The organism is Anoxybacillus sp. B2M1 (assembly GCF_001634265.1).
GTDB classification, from domain to species: Bacteria; Bacillota; Bacilli; order Bacillales; family Anoxybacillaceae; genus Anoxybacteroides; species Anoxybacteroides rupiense.
The window spans coordinates 950,434-970,417 of record NZ_CP015435.1 but is presented as its reverse complement, the minus strand read 5'-3'; the positions used below and the strand labels follow the sequence as shown (position 1 = coordinate 970,417).

General features: G+C 42.1%; 16 protein-coding genes. 15 read left to right on the top strand and 1 reads right to left on the bottom strand.

The features are described 5' to 3' along the window. Position 1: 1 nt before the first annotated feature. The 15 genes from GFC28_RS04675 (at position 2) to GFC28_RS04605 (ending at position 18,532) form a co-directional block, all read left to right on the top strand. Positions 2-1,225 (top strand): response regulator transcription factor, encoded by a 1,224-nt coding sequence (locus GFC28_RS04675; RefSeq protein WP_044745420.1) that lies wholly within the window; start codon positions 2-4, stop codon positions 1,223-1,225. A gap of 185 nt (positions 1,226-1,410) precedes the next feature. After that, on the top strand, positions 1,411-2,487 hold the full coding sequence (gene chvE / locus GFC28_RS04670) for a multiple monosaccharide ABC transporter substrate-binding protein (protein WP_044745419.1): 1,077 nt from the start codon (positions 1,411-1,413) through the stop codon (positions 2,485-2,487). A gap of 72 nt (positions 2,488-2,559) precedes the next feature. After that, complete coding sequence (gene mmsA, locus GFC28_RS04665) at positions 2,560-4,095, top strand: multiple monosaccharide ABC transporter ATP-binding protein (protein WP_044745418.1); 1,536 nt, start codon at positions 2,560-2,562, stop codon at positions 4,093-4,095. Positions 4,096-4,100: 5 nt separating this feature from the next. Further along, the gene (gene mmsB, locus GFC28_RS04660) at positions 4,101-5,321 is read left to right on the top strand and encodes a multiple monosaccharide ABC transporter permease (protein WP_044745417.1); all 1,221 of its coding nucleotides are present in this window, start codon (positions 4,101-4,103) and stop codon (positions 5,319-5,321) included. Positions 5,322-5,539: 218 nt separating this feature from the next. Next, entirely contained in the window at positions 5,540-6,634 is a 1,095-nt protein-coding gene (locus GFC28_RS04655) for a GntR family transcriptional regulator (protein ID WP_044745416.1), read from the top strand. 92 nt (positions 6,635-6,726) lie between these two features. Next, the gene (gene araD, locus GFC28_RS04650; protein ID WP_044745415.1) at positions 6,727-7,413 is read left to right on the top strand and encodes an L-ribulose-5-phosphate 4-epimerase; all 687 of its coding nucleotides are present in this window, start codon (positions 6,727-6,729) and stop codon (positions 7,411-7,413) included. Between the two features lie 10 nt (positions 7,414-7,423). Further along, positions 7,424-9,109 carry a ribulokinase gene (locus GFC28_RS04645; RefSeq protein ID WP_156487563.1) on the top strand — a complete coding sequence of 562 codons (1,686 nt, stop codon included), beginning with the start codon at positions 7,424-7,426 and terminating at the stop codon, positions 9,107-9,109. Between the two features lie 20 nt (positions 9,110-9,129). Further along, complete coding sequence (gene araA / locus GFC28_RS04640; RefSeq protein ID WP_044745414.1) at positions 9,130-10,620, top strand: L-arabinose isomerase; 1,491 nt, start codon at positions 9,130-9,132, stop codon at positions 10,618-10,620. A gap of 402 nt (positions 10,621-11,022) precedes the next feature. Further along, entirely contained in the window at positions 11,023-11,538 is a 516-nt protein-coding gene (locus GFC28_RS04635) for a D-lyxose/D-mannose family sugar isomerase (RefSeq protein ID WP_044745413.1), read from the top strand. A gap of 81 nt (positions 11,539-11,619) precedes the next feature. After that, on the top strand, positions 11,620-12,588 hold the full coding sequence (locus GFC28_RS04630) for a substrate-binding domain-containing protein (RefSeq protein WP_044745412.1): 969 nt from the start codon (positions 11,620-11,622) through the stop codon (positions 12,586-12,588). Between the two features lie 20 nt (positions 12,589-12,608). Further along, complete coding sequence (locus tag GFC28_RS04625) at positions 12,609-14,168, top strand: sugar ABC transporter ATP-binding protein (protein WP_236782862.1); 1,560 nt, start codon at positions 12,609-12,611, stop codon at positions 14,166-14,168. Further along, positions 14,165-15,148, top strand: a complete 984-nt coding sequence (locus GFC28_RS04620) for an ABC transporter permease (RefSeq protein WP_044745410.1) — start codon at positions 14,165-14,167, stop codon at positions 15,146-15,148. Before GFC28_RS04625 ends, GFC28_RS04620 begins: the two co-directional genes overlap by 4 nt. A 273-nt stretch (positions 15,149-15,421) precedes the next feature. Beyond that, complete coding sequence (locus GFC28_RS04615; protein ID WP_044745409.1) at positions 15,422-16,420, top strand: Gfo/Idh/MocA family protein; 999 nt, start codon at positions 15,422-15,424, stop codon at positions 16,418-16,420. A gap of 45 nt (positions 16,421-16,465) precedes the next feature. After that, complete coding sequence (locus GFC28_RS04610; RefSeq protein ID WP_044745408.1) at positions 16,466-17,515, top strand: aldose epimerase family protein; 1,050 nt, start codon at positions 16,466-16,468, stop codon at positions 17,513-17,515. A 33-nt stretch (positions 17,516-17,548) separates the two neighbouring features. Then, positions 17,549-18,532, top strand: a complete 984-nt coding sequence (locus tag GFC28_RS04605; protein WP_044745407.1) for an aldo/keto reductase — start codon at positions 17,549-17,551, stop codon at positions 18,530-18,532. A gap of 88 nt (positions 18,533-18,620) precedes the next feature. On the opposite strand, the gene GFC28_RS04600 is transcribed toward GFC28_RS04605, so the two are convergent. Next, positions 18,621-19,820, bottom strand: coding sequence for an ROK family protein (locus GFC28_RS04600; protein WP_335340434.1), 1,200 nt, complete (start codon positions 19,818-19,820; stop codon positions 18,621-18,623). Positions 19,821-19,984 lie beyond the last annotated feature (164 nt).

Below are 19,984 nucleotides of genomic sequence, written 5' to 3'. Positions count from 1 at the left end.
GATGTGGAAGGTGTTAATTGCTGATGATGAACCGATTATTCGCGAAGGAATACGAGAGGCAATCAATTGGAGAGAATTTGACATGGAGATAATCGCGGAAGCTGAGGATGGAGAAGAAGCGTTAGAACTGGCTGTATATCATGAGATTCACGTTCTTTTTGTTGATTTGAATATGCCAATGATGGATGGCATTACATTAATGAGGCAGATTCGTGAAAAACTGCCTGCATGCAGAATGGTGGTTATTACCGGATACGATGAATTTACTTATGCACAAGAAGCGATTCGTTTGCAGGTTGACGATTATATATTGAAGCCGACTCATCCTCAGCATTTGCGAGAGGTCGTAATGAAAATAAAACAAGCGCTGGAACAAGGGTTCAAGCAAAACGAATACATCAGGATGCTGTCGGAGCAGGTTCAAAAAAACTTTTCGCTCATCCGGCAACAATTTTGTTTAAAATGGATCCATGGCGAGCTGACAGAGAAAGAAATTATGGCGCAACTTTCCTTTTTCCAGCTTCCTTCATCTGCCCCGAATCAATTAGCAATGATTTATTGGCAAGATTTTTTTAATCATCAGCCATTGCTCAATGACCGGGATAAGCAGCTGCTCTTTTTTGCAATCGAAAACATTGCGTCTGAATTGCTGTCTACTGATTGTCATGTAATGTTTCGAGATACTGCTGGATTTATCGTCGCTTGTATTTGGGGGCAAATTGATGAAGGGATGATCCGAACCATTGAAAAAACACTGAAACAATATTTGAATGTACAGACTAACGTTTACATACAAAGCATCGAGGGAGGGATGAGAAAGGTAGCTGAGGCCTATCAGCATTGTAAAGAACTAATTTATAAAGAAACGAATATTTCTCCGATTGTGCGCCGCGCCAAACAATATATTCAAGAGCATTTTTCGAATCCAAAGCTAACATTGGAATCTGTTGCTCAATTTTTAAACGTGTCTCCTGTTTATTTAAGCCGCATGATGAAACAAGAGCTTGGAGTATCATTTGTTAATTTAGTAACAGAAGCCCGAATGAAAAAGGCTATTCAGTTATTGACTTCTACCGAACTCCCTATTTATGAAATTTCCGAACAAGTAGGATATGAAACACAGCATTATTTTAGCACAGCTTTCAAGAAAACAGTTGGAATCCCTCCAAATCAATATCGTAAGGGGGCCTTCCTTTTTAAAGAAATTCATGAAAATTTACTATAAAGGGATCCGCGTAAGTTTCCATTGGTTAAGTGAGAGCTATTAATAGCTCTTCTTTTTTTTGAAAGCGCTTTAAGTAAGTCAAATTTTTATAAAAATAGTTATTTTATTGAAAAGACTGAAAATTATCTTGGTGCTATATTTTAGGTAATTATTCAATCACTTTATAAAAGGGGGAGAAAAAAGCTATGAAAAAATGGTTGTCATTCATGATTTTATTTATGTTTGCCTTTGCGTTGACTGCATGTAGTGGAAATGGAGCAGGCGATGGCAAAGCGGGATTTGTAGGCATCTCAATGCCGACGAAATCATCGGAAAGATGGATTAGTGACGGAAAAAATATGGAAAAGGAATTTCGAAAGCTTGGTTATAAAACCGATTTGCAATACGCCGAAGATGTCGTTGAAAATCAAGTATCGCAAATTGAAAACATGATTACAAAAGGAGTCAATGTTTTAGTTATTGCTCCGATTGACGGCGAGGCATTGACGGATGTTCTTGAAAAGGCGCATAAACAAGGAATTAAAGTCATCTCTTACGATCGTCTGATTAAAAACAGCAAATATGTCGATTACTATGCGACATTTGACAACTTTAAAGTTGGAGTATTGCAAGGGACATACATCGAACAAAAACTAGGATTGAAGGAAGGGAAAGGTCCATTTAACATTGAACTGTTTGCGGGCTCGCCTGACGATAATAATGCCTATTTCTTTTTTGATGGGGCGATGTCTGTATTAAAGCCTTATATTGATTCCGGAAAATTGGTGGTTCGCAGCGGTCAAACAAAATTTGATCAAGCAGCCACGTTACGATGGGATGGAGCAACTGCGCAAGCAAGAATGGACAATTTGCTAAGTGCCCATTATACGAATGAAAAAGTGGATGCTGTTTTGTCACCTTATGATGGCATTAGCATCGGTATCATTTCATCGCTGAAAGGAGTTGGCTATGGCACAACCAGCAAGCCGATGCCTGTTATAACTGGACAAGATGCCGAATTAGCGTCGGTGAAATCGATCATTGCTGGTGAGCAAACGCAAACAGTATTTAAAGATACACGTGAACTGGCGAAAAAAGCTGTTGAAATGGCGGATGCTGTATTAAAAGGAAAAAAACCAGAGGTTAACGATACAAAAACATATAACAATGGGGTAAAGATAGTACCATCCTATTTGCTTGAGCCTGTTTCGGTGGATCAATCTAACTACGAAAAAGTATTGGTGGACAGCGGCTATTATAAAAAAGAAGACTTAGAGAAATAGATCGAAGAGAAAGGCGGATACAAGGGCATTGATCCCCCTTATATCCGTACTCTCTCGCAAGGAGGAAGACATATGTCCGAGTTTATTTTAGAAATGAGGGGGATTACAAAGGAATTCCCTGGGGTGAAAGCGCTTGATAATGTGAATTTAAAAGTACGGGAAGGTGAAATTCACGCGCTTTGCGGGGAGAATGGGGCAGGAAAATCAACGTTGATGAAAGTGTTAAGCGGCGTCTACTCGTACGGAACGTATGATGGAGAGATTTTATTTAAGGGAGAGGTATGCAAGTTTAAAGATATTAAGCAGAGTGAGCAGCTAGGAATTGTGATTATTCATCAGGAATTGGCCTTAATTCCGTACTTATCAATTGCAGAGAATATTTTTTTAGGAAATGAGCAGGCAAAAAGAGGGATCATCAACTGGAATGAAACGGTTGCTAAAACGAAAGAATTGCTCAGTAAAGTCGGATTAGATGAATCGCCTCATACGTTAGTGGGGACTCTCGGAGTGGGGAAGCAGCAGCTTGTGGAAATTGCTAAGGCGTTAGCAAAGAAAGTGAAATTGCTCATTTTAGACGAACCAACTGCTGCCTTAAATGAGGCTGATAGCGAGAACTTGTTAAATCTCTTATTAGAATTGAAAAAGCAAGGAGTATCCGCGATTATTATTTCTCATAAGCTAAACGAAGTCGCACGTGTTGCTGACTCCATTACGATTTTGCGGGATGGAAAAACGATCGAAACGCTAAATATGAAGAAAGATCATGTGACAGAAGATCGGATTATTAAAGGAATGGTTGGAAGGGACTTAACAGCCCGTTATCCCAAACGGGACTCAAAAATTGGCGAAGTCATATTTGAAGTGAAAAATTGGAACGTTTATCATCCTTTTCAGCATGAACGAAAAGTAATTGATGATGTTCATTTATATATCCGTAAAGGAGAAATTGTCGGCATTGCTGGTTTGATGGGATCAGGGAGAACCGAACTCGCAATGAGTCTTTTTGGGCGATCTTATGGAAAAAAAATTAGCGGACAAATTTTTAAAAATGGCGTGGAAATTGATGTTCGGAATGTTAGCAAGGCCATTGAGCAGGGCATTGCTTATGTAACAGAGGATCGGAAAGGAAACGGTCTGATTTTAATGGAGGATATTCGTAAAAATATGACCTTGTCTCGTCTAAATAAAATCGCGAAGTGGTTTATTGTCAATGAGAATCTGGAAATCATCGAATCTGAAAAGTTCCGAAACAGATTGAAAATTAAAACACCGAGTGTTTTTCAAAAAGCGGAAAAGCTAAGCGGCGGAAATCAACAAAAGATTGTATTAGGAAAATGGATGTTTGCGGAACCGGACATTTTGATTTTAGATGAGCCGACACGCGGGATTGATATTGGAGCGAAATATGAGATTTATACGATCATGAACCAGCTGGCTCAAGAAGGAAAGGGGATCTTAATGATCTCATCGGAGCTGCCAGAGCTTCTTGGCATGTGTGATCGAATCTATGCGATGAGTGAAGGAAGAATAACCGGGGAAGTAGATCGATATGAGGCGACACAGGAAGGCTTGATGAAACTCATGACCAAAACAAGGGTGAGGGGGTAGACAGCATGCAAGTACCAACACAAAAAATGTCTTCACATCATTCAGCCGCAAATGAAAGCAAAACAAGGCTGTTTGCACAAACAATCAAAAATAATATTCGCAGCTACAGCATGGTCGTAGCACTTGTACTTATTATCGGTTTATTTCAAATTTTAACAGACGGTATTTTATTGCGTCCGTTAAACGTAACCAACTTAATTCTCCAAAATAGCTATATTCTCATCTTAGCCATCGGCATGATGCTTGTCATTATTACCGGACACATTGATTTATCCGTTGGCTCGGTAGCAGCTTTTGTAGGGGCTTTAGCTGGTATTTTAATGGTTGAACATCATGTTTCCATGACGGCGACGGTGCTGGTTTGTTTGCTGCTGGGAGCATTGATTGGAGCGTGGCAAGGCTTTTGGATCGCCTATGTGAGAATTCCTGCTTTTATTGTTACACTTGCGGGCATGCTATTATTTAGAGGATTGACGATGGTTATTTTAGAAGGACAGTCCATTGCCCCGTTTCCAAAATCGTTTCAGAATATAAGCTCTGGCTTTATTCCAGACGTATTTCATGGAGACAGCCTTCATATTTTCACAATGGTGCTGGCCGCTCTATTGTCCCTGCTATTTTTATGGCTTGAAATAAGAAAAAGAAACGAGCAGAAGAAATACGGATTTGAAGTAGGACATCAAGCTGTGTTTATCGCGAAGTTAATTGGGGTGATGGCGGTTATTAATCTTTTTGCTTACGTGCTAGCTACCTATGAGGGAATTCCTAATATTTTGCTAATTTTAGCCGTTTTGATTACTGTCTATTCCTTCATTGCGAACAAGACCATTGCTGGCCGTCATATATATGCCATCGGCGGCAATGAGAAGGCGGCACAGCTGTCAGGTGTAAAGACGAAAAGAGTCACTTTTTGGGTATTTGTCAATATGGGAGTTTTAGCCGCATTATCCGGATTAATTTTTGCTGCCCGTTTAAACGCAGCCACTCCGAAAGCTGGGAATTTATTTGAACTAGATGCCATTGCTGCTTGTTTTATTGGCGGAGCATCGGCATACGGGGGAATCGGAAGTGTAAGCGGAGCGATTATCGGTGGTTTGGTAATGGGCGTCATGAACAATGGGATGTCGCTACTTGGCTTAGGAATTGATTGGCAGCAAGCGATTAAAGGACTTGTGCTGCTCGCGGCTGTCGCTTTCGATATTTATAATAAAAACAAATCAGCTTAGGGACAAGTGTGTGAAAGAGAGGGGGAGCCCCCTCTTTTATTATGAAAAAAATGCCATGTTATATATACGTACAAATAAAAACTGTTATAATGAATGATAGATGGTGCCGATGCTTCGACCGTTGCAAAATGAAACGGAATGCTGAAACTAAGCAAGACAATCTGGATAGTGAATGAGCCAATTTGCAAATCGATATTTGGTCATAAGGCGGTGAACATATGAAGGATAAAAATATACCAAAGTATTTGCAGTTAAAAAATGAAATTTTATCTTGGATAAAGTCAGGGAAATTAAAACCGGATGAAAAAATACCGACAGAATATGAAATTGCAACCCAATTTCAGTTAAGCCGCCATACCGTTCGCCAGGCGTTGGGGGAACTTGAGCATGAAGGATGGCTATATAAAATCCAAGGAAGCGGAACGTTTGTTTCTAAGCCCAAATCAATAGGAAAACAAGAAACCACTAAAACGGTAGCGATCTTAACGACGTATATTTCTGATTATATTTTCCCCCACATTGTTCGAGGAGCGGAGGAAGCCCTTTATGAAAAAGGCTATCGGCTGCTTTTAGCCAGCACAGGCAATAATAAGGATAAGGAACGGGAACATTTAGAGGCGATGATTCAGCAGCCGCTAAGTGGCCTCATCATCGAACCGACAAAAAGCGCCCAAGGGAACCCTAATTTAAACTATTATTTAGTGCTTAACAATCTGCACATCCCTTACGTGATGATTAACGAGCGATATTTGGAAATGAATTGTCCGTACATAAAAATGGATGATGCGCGTGGTGGTTATTTGCTTACTGATCACTTAATCCAGCTTGGGCATCGACGGATTGCAGGGTTTTTCAAAACGGATGATTTGCAAGGTGTCAATCGACTCAAAGGCTTTATTCAAGCACATCAAGAGCATGGCATGCCGCTGACGACAGGCCATCTTATCTCTTATATGACAGAGGAAAGAGACACGAAGCCATTAGAAGCAGCACGCCTTTTTTTGCAGCAGCCTAAAGAAGCAAGGCCAACTGCGTTTGTGTGCTACAATGATGAACTGGCGGTCAAACTATTAGATGTCATTCGGCAGCAAGGGCTCAGTGTCCCTAACGACATTTCCATCGTTGGTTTTGATGATTCGACATTTGCTACAGCGACAGAAGTGAAATTGACCACCATTCGCCATCCAAAAGTGGACATGGGGGTGAGGGCAGCTGAAATGCTCGTGAAAATGATTGAAAAGCAACATGAAGAAATAGAGGATGTTGTATATCAGCCTGAACTGATTATTCGTGATTCGACGAAAAGAGTTTAAAATATCCGAATAAAATTTTCAAAAAACTATAGAAAAATTGTACGTACAAAATTATAATGGAGGTGACATCACTTTTATTAGGGAGTGGGGAGATGATTGACGAGTTAAAACAGCTTGTTTGGGAAGCGAATTTACAGCTTCCCAAACAGAAATTAGTCACGTTTACATGGGGAAATGTCAGCGGGATTGACCGTGAGCAAGGCCTTGTGGTCATTAAGCCAAGCGGCATCGCTTATGAAAAAATGACAAAAGAGGATATGGTCGTTGTCGATTTAGAAGGAAAGGTTGTCGAAGGGAACTTAAAGCCTTCATCTGATACTCCTACGCATTTAGTCTTATACAAAGCGTTTCCTCATATTGGCGGCATTGTCCATACGCACTCTCCTTGGGCGACGATCTGGGCACAGGCTGGAAAAGGGATTCCGCCGTTAGGAACGACACATGCCGACTATTTTTACGGAGAAATTCCTTGCACGAGAAAAATGACGCAAGCGGAAATTAAAAGAGCGTATGAACTAGAGACGGGAAACCTCATTGTGGAGACGTTCCATTCTCTTGATCCGATGCAAGTACCTGGAGTGCTCGTTCATGGCCATGGCCCCTTTACTTGGGGAAAAGATCCTAATCAGGCCGTTTATCATGCCGTCGTTCTTGAAGAAGTAGCAAAAATGGCAGCGAGAACATATCAGCTGAATCCAAATGTCCAGACAATAGATCAATCTTTATTAGATCAGCACTATCTTCGGAAGCATGGAGTAAACGCTTACTATGGGCAATGACGGAGGGGATATCGTGATGAAATATGTGATTGGCATTGATTATGGAACGGAGTCTGGGCGAGCGGTCCTTGTCGATTTAGAGGGAAACGAAATCGCCGATCATGTTACTTTATATGCTCATGGAGTGATCGATGAAGTACTGCCAGAATCGAATATAAAGCTGGAGCCAGACTGGGCGCTCCAGCATCCGGGAGACTATATCGAAGTATTAGCTACGGCGGTTCCTGCCGTTTTGCAAAAGTCGGGTGTTCGTCCTGAGGATGTGATTGGTGTTGGCATTGATTTTACATCATGTACAATGTTACCGGTTGATGCTTTCGGCGAGCCGCTTTGTTTCCAACCGAACTTTAAGCATCGGCCGCACAGTTGGGTCAAATTATGGAAGCATCATGCGGCTCAAGATGAAGCGAACAAGTTAAATGAGATCGCTGCCAAAAGAGGAGAAGCGTTTTTGCCGAGATACGGTGGGAAAATTTCATCCGAATGGATGATTGCAAAAATCTGGCAGATTTTGAACGAAGCACCGGACATCTACGAGCAAACCGACCTCTTTTTAGAGGCGACCGACTGGGTTGTTTTCAAGATGACGGGACAAATCGTGCGGAACAGTTGCACGGCGGGCTACAAATCGATTTGGCATAAACAAGACGGCTATCCAAGCAAGGAGTTTTTCCAAGCGCTTGATCCGCGGCTGGAACACTTAACAGAAACGAAACTGCGCGGCGAAATCGTTTCTCTCGGAACTAAAGCAGGCGGATTGAGCAACGAAATGGCGGCAATGATGGGATTGCTTCCAGGAACAGCGGTCGCCGTAGGAAATGTCGATGCCCATGCTGCTGTACCTGGAGTTGGTGTGGTAGAACCCGGAAAGCTTGTCATGGCGATGGGAACCTCTATTTGCCATATGCTGCTCGGAACAGAAGAGAAACAGGTGGAAGGAATGTGCGGTGTCGTTGAAGACGGAATCATCCCTGGCTATCTCGGTTATGAAGCAGGACAATCCGCGGTCGGTGATATTTTTGCTTGGTATGTCGAACAAGGCGTTCCGGCATATGTCAAAGAAGCGGCGGAAAAAGAAGGGGTCAACGTCCACGAATGGCTCGAAAAGCGGGCTGCTGCCTATCTGCCGGGAGAAACCGGGCTGCTTGCCTTGGACTGGTGGAACGGCAACCGTTCGGTGCTGGTCGATGCCGATTTAACGGGGCTCATCGTTGGCTATACATTGCTGACAAAACCTGAAGAAATTTATCGAGCTTTGCTTGAAGCGACGGCATTTGGCACACGGAAAATCATCGATGCCTTTGTTGAAAGCGGTGTCAAAGTGGAGGAGCTTTATGCGTGTGGCGGATTGCCGCAAAAAAATAAATTGCTTATGCAAATTTATGCCGATGTAACGAATCGTCCTATTAAAGTGGCAGCTTCCAAGCACACCCCGGCTGTTGGGGCAGCGATGTTTGCAGCCGTCGCTGCTGGCAAAGAAAACGGCGGATATGAATCGATTGTAGAGGCGGCGCAAAAAATGGGAAGAGTCCGCGATGAAGTATTTCAACCGGTACGGGAAAATGTGGCTATTTATGAGCAGCTTTATCAAGAGTATGTAAAGCTTCATGACTATTTTGGGCGCGGCGGAAATCATGTCATGAAGCGATTAAAAGCGCTGAAAGAAAATGCAAGATTAGAAGAATCCAATGTTTAATCAATGAGGGGAGAGGTTGGATGCTACAGTTACGTCCATATGAATTTTGGTTTGTCATAGGAAGCCAACATTTATACGGGGAAGAGGCATTATCCCAAGTGGAGGTTCATGCCAACAGAATAACGGAAGGGCTCAATCAGGATAGCGCTCTTCCATTTAAAATAGTGTTGAAACCAATTGCTACAACGGCAGATGGCATTCGTAGGCTTTGTATAGAAGCGAATGCCGATGACGCTTGTGCGGGGATGATCACATGGATGCATACATTTTCTCCAGCGAAAATGTGGATTGGCGGTCTGTCGCAGCTAAGAAAACCGCTATTGCATCTCCACACTCAATTTAACCGTGACATTCCATGGGATCGCATTGATATGGACTTTATGAACTTAAATCAATCAGCCCACGGTGATCGGGAATACGGATTTATCGGCGCAAGAATGGGGATCGCCCGGAAAGTGATCGTTGGTCATTGGGAGGAGAAGGATGTTCGTAAGCGAATGGCAGGATGGATGTGGACGGCTGTCGCCTTTGCGGAAAGCCGAAATCTAAAAGTGGCCCGTTTTGGCGACAACATGCGCGAAGTAGCAGTTACTGAAGGGGACAAAGTTGGAGCGCAAATCCAATTCGGTTGGTCGGTCAACGGCTATGGCGTTGGGGATTTAGTCCAATACATCCGCGATGTTTCCGAACAAAAAGTGAACGAGCTGCTTGATGAATACGAGGAGCTGTATGACATTGTACCCGCCGGCTGCCAAGAAGGGCCTGTTCGCGAGTCGATCCGTGAACAGGCGCGGATTGAACTTGGGCTAAAGGCCTTTTTGCAAGATGGAAACTTTACTGCCTTCACGACGACGTTCGAGGATTTGCATGGCATGAAGCAGCTTCCAGGACTCGCGGTTCAGCGGCTTATGGCGGAAGGATACGGTTTCGGCGGCGAGGGAGACTGGAAAACAGCTGCGCTTGTCCGGCTTATGAAAGTGATGGCCAATGGCAAAGGAACGTCATTTATGGAAGATTACACGTACCACTTTGAGCCGGGCAACGAAATGATTCTCGGCGCCCATATGCTTGAAGTGTGCCCGACGATTGCCGCAACAAAACCGAGAATTGAAGTTCATCCTCTGTCGATCGGAGGAAAAGAGGATCCGGCCCGCCTTGTTTTTGATGGTGATGCGGGATCAGCGGTGAATGCTTGCTTAATTGATCTTGGACATCGTTTCCGATTGATTGTGAACGAGGTGGATGCGGTTAAAATAGAAAAGGAAATGCCTAATCTCCCAGTTGCAAGAGTTTTATGGAGCCCACGCCCGTCACTTCGCGATTCCGCAGAAGCGTGGATTTTAGCTGGAGGTGCTCACCATACATGCTTCTCGTTTGCCGTCACAACGGAGCAATTGCAAGATTTTGCAGAAATGAGCGGCATTGAATGTGTAGTTATCGATGAGCGCACTTCGCCGCAAACGATCAAAAATGAGCTCATGTGGAATGAAGTAGTATGGCGGTATCGCTAAGATGTTGAAGTGAACGCAACCAAAAGACATGGAGGAGGAAATTGCTTCTCATGTCTTTTTTTATATATCAACGCAGAGTTTAGTTATACGTACATATTATGGAGATGTATCGATATCAAAAGAGAAATATGTTAGATCAATTATCGACGTAACAATTCAGAAATAATAGAATTTTTTTAATTTTCTATTGAAAAAATCATGATAAATGATAAAATTTAATTAATATTATACGTACAATTTCATGTAGTTGATTTTTATTTGTAAGATCAAATGTTAAGAAATTCATTTTTTACTATAAGGAGAAAATGGAGATTGCGTGTTTCTTTCAAAACGAAAAAAGAACAATATCCGTTCCTTAAAAACAAACAGAAAGCATTGATAAATGAAAAGGAGGTTTAATCAATGAAAGAACAAATTAAAGAAAAAGTGTTACGACTTTTAGAAAAAGTAAACATTGTTTTAACAGAAGAAGAAAAAAACAATTTAGAAATTACTGATTTAGGATTAGGGAATATTGAGATAGAGGGATTGCAAATAGTTACATACATGAACAACGAGCGATATTGCGCTAAGGAATTAATTTTATTACCGAATCAAACATGTCCAGAACATTTACATCCACCGATACATGGTGAACCCGGTAAAAAAGAAACTTTTCGATGTCGATGGGGGGTTGTCCATTTATTTGTGGAAGGAGAGGAAACAAAAAATCCACTTGTTTCGCCTCCAAAAGGAAAAGAAGAATTTTATACGGCGAAAAGTGAAAGCGTTTTATATCCAGGGCAACAGTTTACGATACCACCAGGAGTTAAGCATTGGTTTAAAGCCGGGAATGAAGGTGCAATAGTTTCTGAGTTTTCTAGTACAAGTAGAGACGAGTTTGATATTTTTACAGATCCCAATGTTCAACGTGTCTAATGATTTTAAGGGGGTGGTTTCTTAATAAGAAAACGTCTCTTGAAAACCATATAAAAAATTCAAGGGTAGGAGAAGTGAAACATGAAGAAAAAACTTTTAACGTTATTATCCGTTCTGATATTGGTTGCTGGTTTAGTTGGATGTGGTTCAAAGGAAGAAAACACAGGAGGAAGTGAATCGTCTACCTCAAAGGAGTTAAAGAAAGTAGCGATGACCGTTATGACTCTTGATAATCCCTATTTTGTTGCTTATAAGAATGCATTAGAAGAAGAAGCGAAGAAATATGGTTTTGAGATTATTGTGGAAAGTGCCAACCTTGACTTAAATACGCAAATTAGCCAAGTAGAAAATTTCATTACACAAAATGTGGATCTTATTTTGCTTAACGCAGTAGACAAAAAAGGGATTGCTGGTGCTGTAGAGCAAGCAAAAGCTGCTGGTATTCCAATCATTGCAGTTGATGCTGCCGCTGATGGAGGGACTACAGCAACTGTTATGTCTGATAACTATGAAGCGGGTAAATTAGCAGGAGAATATATTGTGAAACGGTTAAATGGAAAGGGAAATGTTGTAATTATGAATGGTCTTCCGATGTCTTCAATTATGGATCGTGTGCAGGGATTTAAAGATGTATTGAAAAATTATCCTGATATCAAAATTGTGGCTGAACAAAATGGTAAAAACAATCGTGCCGATTCTACCAATGTGTTTGAGGGAGTTTTGGCTGCACATGGAAAGGGAAAAATTGATGCAGTATTTGGTGCAAACGATCCAATCGCAATTGGCTCTTATCTCGCTGCTAAAGCAGCGAATCGTACGGAAATGTTCTTTGCTGGCGTTGATGGATCTCAAGATGCAGTGAACCTTATTAAAGAAAACGGCCCGTTCGCCTATACCTCTGCTCAGCATCCATCCCTGCAAGTAGAAAAAGCAATTGAACTGGCTAAGAAAATACTCGCTGGAGAAAAAGTGGATTCTGAAAAACCTTATCTTGTTCCTGTTGATCCTATTAGTATTGACAATGTTGATGAGTTTAAACCTGAGTTTTAGTTAAATTGAACAAAAAGGATATGAAAAATTTTCATATCCTTGTTTTTATAAGGAGGCCATCTATGAGTGATCGTGAAGTTATTCTTGAGCTAAAGGGAATTACAAAAGAATTTCCAGGAGTGAAATCGTTAGACAATGTGCACTTTTCATTAAAAAAAGGGGAAGTTCATGCTTTAATGGGTGAAAACGGTGCTGGAAAATCGACGCTAATGAAAATTGTTAGCGGCGTCTACGCTCCTGATAGCGGCGATATTTATTATAAAGGTAAAAAAGTAAAATGGAACAGCCCTTTAGAAGCAAGAGAAAAAGGAATTAGCATCATCCACCAAGAGTTGAAATTGGCGCCTAATTTAACAGTTGGTGAAAACGTTTTAATGGGGGCTCCAACTCCTAAAAATCGGTTTGGTTTTATTTCATGGAACGACATTCATAAGCAAGCAAAAACCATTCTTGAATCTATTGGATCCGACTTGGATACTAGAAAGTTAGTTTCCACTTTAAGTGTCGCTCAACAGCAAATTGTTGAAATTGCGAGGGCGTTATCCATTCAGGCAGATGTCATGATCATGGATGAGCCAACTGCAACACTTACCAATAAAGAGATTGATAAATTATTTGCTTTGATCGAGCTTTTAAAGTCAAAAGGAGTAGGGATTGTCTATATTTCTCATAGAATGGAAGAAATATTTAAAATTTCTGATCGATGCACGGTATTAAGGGATGGTCAATATGTTGCTACGTTATACACAAAAGATACAAACGAGAAAGAACTTGTTAAATTGATGGTTGGTCGTGAGGTTACCATTGAAACGAAAAAGAAGAGTCGGTCCATCGATAGAAAATCCCTCCAACCGGTTTTAGAGGTCGAGCATTTACAGAATGGCACAATCCTTAAAGACGGAACGTTTAAAGTTTATCCTGGTGAAGTAGTTGGTATAGCAGGGCTTGTCGGTTCAGGACGTTCAGAGCTATTACAAGCGATCTTTGGTCATACAAAAGCATCAAATGGAATAATTAAGCTAAACGGTGAACGAATTTATAATAAATCACCCAAAGATGCAATCGCAAAAGGAATTGCTCTTGTTCCAGAAAGCAGAAAAGAACAGTCGTTGTTTTTAGAATTAGGAGTAGGAGAAAATATAAGTGTGTTAAAAGCTTCTGAATTAAATATTTTTGGTTTTATTCGTCAAAAAGCCATCAACGAGCTTGAGGAAACATATAAAACCAAATTGAACGTGAAAACTCCCTCATTAAAAGCAAAGATTCTTCATTTAAGTGGGGGAAATCAGCAAAAAGCAATTATTGCTCGTTGGCTTAGTGTTTCTCCTAAAGTCCTTTTGCTTGATGAACCGACACGCGGGGTTGATGTTGGAGCTAAATCGGAAATTTACGATATTATATTCGGATTAACAGAAGAAGGATATAGTGTGGTTATCGTTTCGTCAGAACTCCCAGAAATTATCGCATTATCTGATCGAGTTTATGTTATGCATGAAGGAAGAATTGTTGGGGAGTTAGAAGGAGAGCAGATTCATCAAGAAATCATTATGACTTATGCAACAGGGGGATATGTAAAATGAATAGCCAAGTACAAATAAATCGTCGATTGAATGTTTTTAAAAGCAAATATATCTATTTTTTAGATAAAATAGGAATAATTGTTATCGTATTACTCCTTTGTGTGTTTTTTGCTTTAATGAATGAGCAATTCCTTGATGAAGCCAATATTATGAACGTATTTAGGCAAACTTCTATCAATGCTATCTTAGCTGCTGGAATGACATTTGTTATTTTAACGGGAGGGATTGATTTATCAGTTGGAGCTATTATTGCTTTGACTGGTGTTGTTTCTGCTTATTTGGTTGCAAATACATCTGTTCCGGCTCCTCTAGCTGTTCTTTCCGGAATCATGGTTGGTGGGGTAGCCGGTTATATTAATGGAATATTGACATCTGTTACAAAACTGCCGCCGATTATGGTAACGCTTGGTAGCATGACCTATTTGCGCGGCATTGCATATGTTATTACTGGTGGATATCCTTTAGTAGTGGCAAACAGTTTTTTTAAACAAATTGGCATAGGTTATGTTGGACCTATTCCAATTCCTGTGATTATTATGATTGTTGTATATATTCTTTCGCATATTGTGTTAAAATACACAGTTTTTGGTCGAAATGTCTATATGATTGGCGGGAATGAAGAAGCAGCAAGGCTTACGGGTATAAAAGTGGTATCACGTGTGACATGGGTTTATACAATTAGTGGTATTTGTGCCGGTATTGCTGGCGTCATCCTAGCGGCCCGCATGTATTCAGGTCAACCAAATGCAGGTACAGGCTACGAACTTGACGCTATTGCTGCTGTAGTTTTAGGGGGAACCAGTCTTGTTGGTGGAGTAGGACTCGTTGTTGGAAGCTTGTTCGGGGCTTTGTTTATGTCTATTTTAAGCAATGGTTTAACGTTAATGAATGTCGAGTATTATTGGCAATTAATTATTAAAGGAATCGTTATCATTCTTGCTATTTATGTTGACCATGTTCGCCGCAAGAAAACAAAATAATATCAATTAAAAAGATCTGCATTTTGAACTGAACCAGAAAAATGAGACAGACGAAGCAAGGGGAAGGGTCGTTTATTTGCAGATCTTTTAGTTTTGTTTGTTGAAAGAACCTGTCGATAAATATATTAGTTTGTTTTCTGTACAAACTAACTGAACCTTGCTATGATGGAAGCGTTACGATTCATTTTTAGAAATTTCAAGCAGTGTGGTATTGGGTTGGTTACGCGACTGCCAACTGATCTCTTAACCGATTAGTAAAAGGAGTGAAGGAAGATGAGTTCCAAAGTCCGCTGGGGGATTTTAAGCACCGCTGCGATTGCAAGAGAAACGTTGATTCCTGCGATTCAGCGTTCGCAAAATGCTGAAGTGGTAGCGATTGCAAGCGAGAGCGGAAAAGCGCATGAAGTGGCGCGTCAGCTGGGAATTGCAAAGGCTTATGATCGCTATGAAGTTTTGCTTCATGATCCTGATATTGATGCTGTGTATATTCCACTTCCTAATAGTCTGCATGCCGAATGGACCATTCAAGCAGCAGAACATAAAAAACATGTGCTGTGCGAAAAACCGGCCGCTTTATGTGAGAAAGATGTCAGCAATATGGTGGCGGCTTGTGAAAAGAATCAAGTCATTTTGATGGAAGCATTTATGTATCAGTTTCATCCGCAGCATCAAAGAGTGAAAGATATTCTTGCTTCAGGTGAAATAGGAGAGATAAAGACCATTCGAGTGGGCTTCTCGTTTGATCTTCAGGAACGCAAAAATAATATCCGGATGAATGCACAATTAGGCGGCGGAAGCCTGTTCGATATTGGCTGCTACTGCGTCCATTCCATTCGTTATCTATTAAATGCGGAGCCGGTTGAATTAGCCGTTCATTCCAGCTATGACAACCAGTATTCGGTTGATGTAACGACAAGCGGATGGATGAAAATGGACAATGGTGTTCATGCTTTATTTGACTGTAGTTTTGAAGCCGTTTGGCGCAATGAATATGAAATCATTGGAACAAAGGGGAAACTGACCGTGCCGCGGGCATATCGGCCCGATTTGCACGATGGCAAGGGATGGATTGTGGTGCAAACCGCTTCTGGCGAAATGCGTGAGGAAATAGTGGCGGGCGATCAATATGTGCTTGAGATTGAACACATTTCTGAATGTATTTTGACAGAAAAGCAGCCAAGCTACTCCCATCAGGCGATGCTTCAGCAGGCTAGAGTGCTGGAGGCATGCCGGATATCAGCAGAGACGGGACGAAAAGTACCGCTAGCATGATGAGTGTTGAGCGTTTTTTACTAATAGAGGAGGAGGGCTGCGGCGATGAAAATCATTGAGAAAAATTGGGCAGAGCTGTCAGAGCGCCCTATTGTCGCTTTTACGATGATCAATGACAACGGCGTAGAGGTGACGTGCCTTAATTATGGATGTATTATTACGAAACTAATCGCTCCGGATCGTCATGGAAACTATGAAAATATCGTACTTGGCTTTGATGACTTTACTCCTTATATAAAAAATGAACCGTATTTCGGCGCTGTCATCGGGCGGGTAGCAGGCAGAGTCCATCAAGCGTCTTTTGAGTTGAATGGAACAACCTATGCGCTTCATAAAAATGAGAATGGGAACCATTTACATGGGGGGATCAATGGATTTCATCGCGTGATTTGGGATGCGAAAGTCATTGAAGCTGATCATGAGGCCGGAGTGCAATTTTCTTATACGAGTCCTGATGGTGAAGAAGGATATCCGGGCCAAGTGCATGTCCAAGTCACTTATACGCTGAATCATGCGAACGAATGGACCATTGCGTATCGGGCTGTCGCCGATCAGGATACCCCGTTGAGTTTGACCAATCATACGTATTTTAACTTAAGCGGCAACGGCAAACGTGATATTTTGGATCACATGTTGATGATCCAAAGCTCGCGCGTACTGGAGTTGAATGAGGAGCTGATTCCCACGGGCCGCGTCTTGGATGTCACTGGCACGCCGTTTGACTTGCGGCAAGGAAAGAGCATACGAGAGGCTGTCGCATCCGGGCATCCGCAAATCGAGTTGGTTGGTGGGGGGTATGACCACCCGTTTTGGTTGGATCGGCATCATGACAACGAGATTGTGCTTTATGACAGAGAGAGCGGCCGGATATTGACGGTTGAGACGGATGAAGTCGGCGTCGTTGTGTACACGTCGAACCAGTTGCCGGAAGGATTGGATGTAGGCGGCGTGCCGTCAAGGAAATATCTCGGCATTTGCCTAGAAACACAAGGGTTGCCGGACGCTGTTCATCATCCGCATTTTCCTAGCCCGATCTTGCGTGCAGGTGATACCTATTCTTCTGTAACGAAGTATAAGATTGGCGTAGCTGATTAAAAAATAGATGCTTACATATGGAGGGAGAAAGGCATGAAGTATCGCCGTTTAGGAAATACCGAGCTTGAGGTAAGTGAAATTAGCTTTGGGACATGGGCGATTGGCGGATCATGGGGACAGACGGATGAAGAAGAGGCACTAAAAGGGTTGCAGCGGGCGATTGCAGCTGGTGTAAACTTCTTCGATACGGCCGATGTATATGGAGATGGACGCAGTGAAGAACTTCTAGCGAAAGCGACAAAAGGAAAAGCAGACGACATCTACATCGCCACAAAATTTTGCCGGGCGGGCGATATTCATGATTTCCGCACATATTCTGCGGAACAGGTGCGCAAGTATTGTGAAGGAAGCTTAAAGCGCCTGCAGCGTGAGCGGATTGATCTCTATCAAATTCATTGCCCGCCGCTGGAAGTGCTGAAGGATGGGCGTGTGTTTGAAGTGCTTGATCAATTGCAGCAAGAAGGGAAGATCCGTTATTACGGCGTCAGTGTTGAGACGGTGGAGGAAGGGCTCGTTTGTTTGGCCAATCCGAACGTCAAAGCGCTGCAAGTCATTTTTAATATTTTCCGGCAAAAGCCTTTAGAAAAGCTGCTTCCACAGGCGAAAGAGCAGGGAGTAGGCATATTGGCGCGGCTGCCGCTGGCCAGCGGATTGCTGACAGGAAAATTTACAAAAACGACAACGTTTGCAGAAGGTGACCATCGCCACTTTAATCGAAATGGCGAGCATTTCAATGTCGGAGAAACATTTGCCGGCCTTGAGTTCCATAAAGGGGTAGAGCTCAGCGAACAGCTAGAGTGGATTGCCAATGGCCGGGGAAATATGACAAGAGCAGCCCTTCGCTGGATTTTAGATCATGACTCAATTACATGCGTCATTCCAGGATTTAAGACGATCAAACAGGTGGAGGACAATTTGCAAGCTGCCATGGTTCCTTCTTTTAGCCCAGAGGAAAAGGAAAAATTAGCCGAGTTTTATCGAAACGAAGTGCATCCGTTTATTCGAGGGGCGTATTAACTAAAAGAAAGGGGATCCCAGCCTGTTATGGGATCCCCTTGTTTGTTATCAGCTCGTCACTTGCTTCTCAACGGTCGATGAGAGCTGGTTATAGAAATACTTGTATTTTTTCTCCTTTTTTCAAAAAATCTTCAATGGCAAACAAAGCCATTCCTAGTGCCGTTGAATCAATGGATAGCTTAGAAAAATGAAGGCTTAAATGGGTTGGCTGAAACGGCAAGGTGCGAGAAGAGAGCGCTTGCTGAATCGCCGGCTTAATCCACTGTTTTGCCATCGAAAGGCGGTTGCCGATGATGATTTGCTGTGGATTAAAGGTATTGAGAAGGTTATTGATTCCAATCGCTAAATAGCGGCCAATTTCAGCAAATAACTGAATGGCTTTTTGATCATTTTGCTTGGCCAAGCTTAATAAAGTCTCCAAAGAAACTTCTTTTGTTTCAGAAATAACATTCTGCTGTTTGGCTTTTTCCAAAATGGCTTGTTCTGAGGCGTACAGCTCCCAGCATCCTTTATTTCCGCAGCGGCAAACGGGTCCGTCGATGTCAATCGTCATATGGCCGCTTTCTCCTGCGAAGCCGTTCGTTCCTCGATAAAGCTCACCGTTAAGCACCAAACCAACACCGATGCCAATGCCAGCGCTCACATAAAGAATGTGGTCGAATTCTTGTCCTGCGCCGAGGCGTTTTTCTCCATATGCTCCCGCATTGGCTTCATTATCAATGACGACAGGAACATGAAAGACAGCCTCCATTTCCTGTTTTAAAGGGATATCCTTCCACGATAAATTCGGAGCAAACAGCACCGTCCCTGCTTTATCAACAATTCCTGGTACGCCCATTCCGATACCGACCAATCCGTAGCGGCTCTTTGGCATATGTTCAAGCAGAGAGAGAACGGTTTCTTTGATAAGGACCAATACCGCTTGATACCCTTTATTTTGAAAAGACACTCGCTTTTGGGCCATGACGTTTCCTTGAAGGTCTGTTAACACTCCCAAAATGTAGTGAACCCCTAAATCGATGCCGATCGAGAAGCCAGCTTTTTCATTAAACAGCAGCAGAACAGGCCGCCGTCCGCCGCTTGATTCTCCTTGGCCTATTTCATATACGAGCTCTTCCTCGATTAATTCTTTGACTAAGGAAGAAACCGTCCCTTTATTCAATCCGGAACGCTGTGCTACATCAGCTCGCGACAAAGGACCCTGTGTTCTTATCATCTCAAGCACTAGCGACTTATTAATTTTTTTAATTAGATGTGGATTTCCCGTTACTTTTGTCAAATGAATCACCCTATGTACCACTGTATCATAATTTATACGGCAATTCTAGATGGTTGGCAAACTTTGTTTGTCACATAAACAAACAAAAGGTATAATAAAATTAAATTTCGCAACATTTAGACTTGTTCAATAACAACGATTTTTTTGCGCAAAATGCTGGATGAAAGAATAGG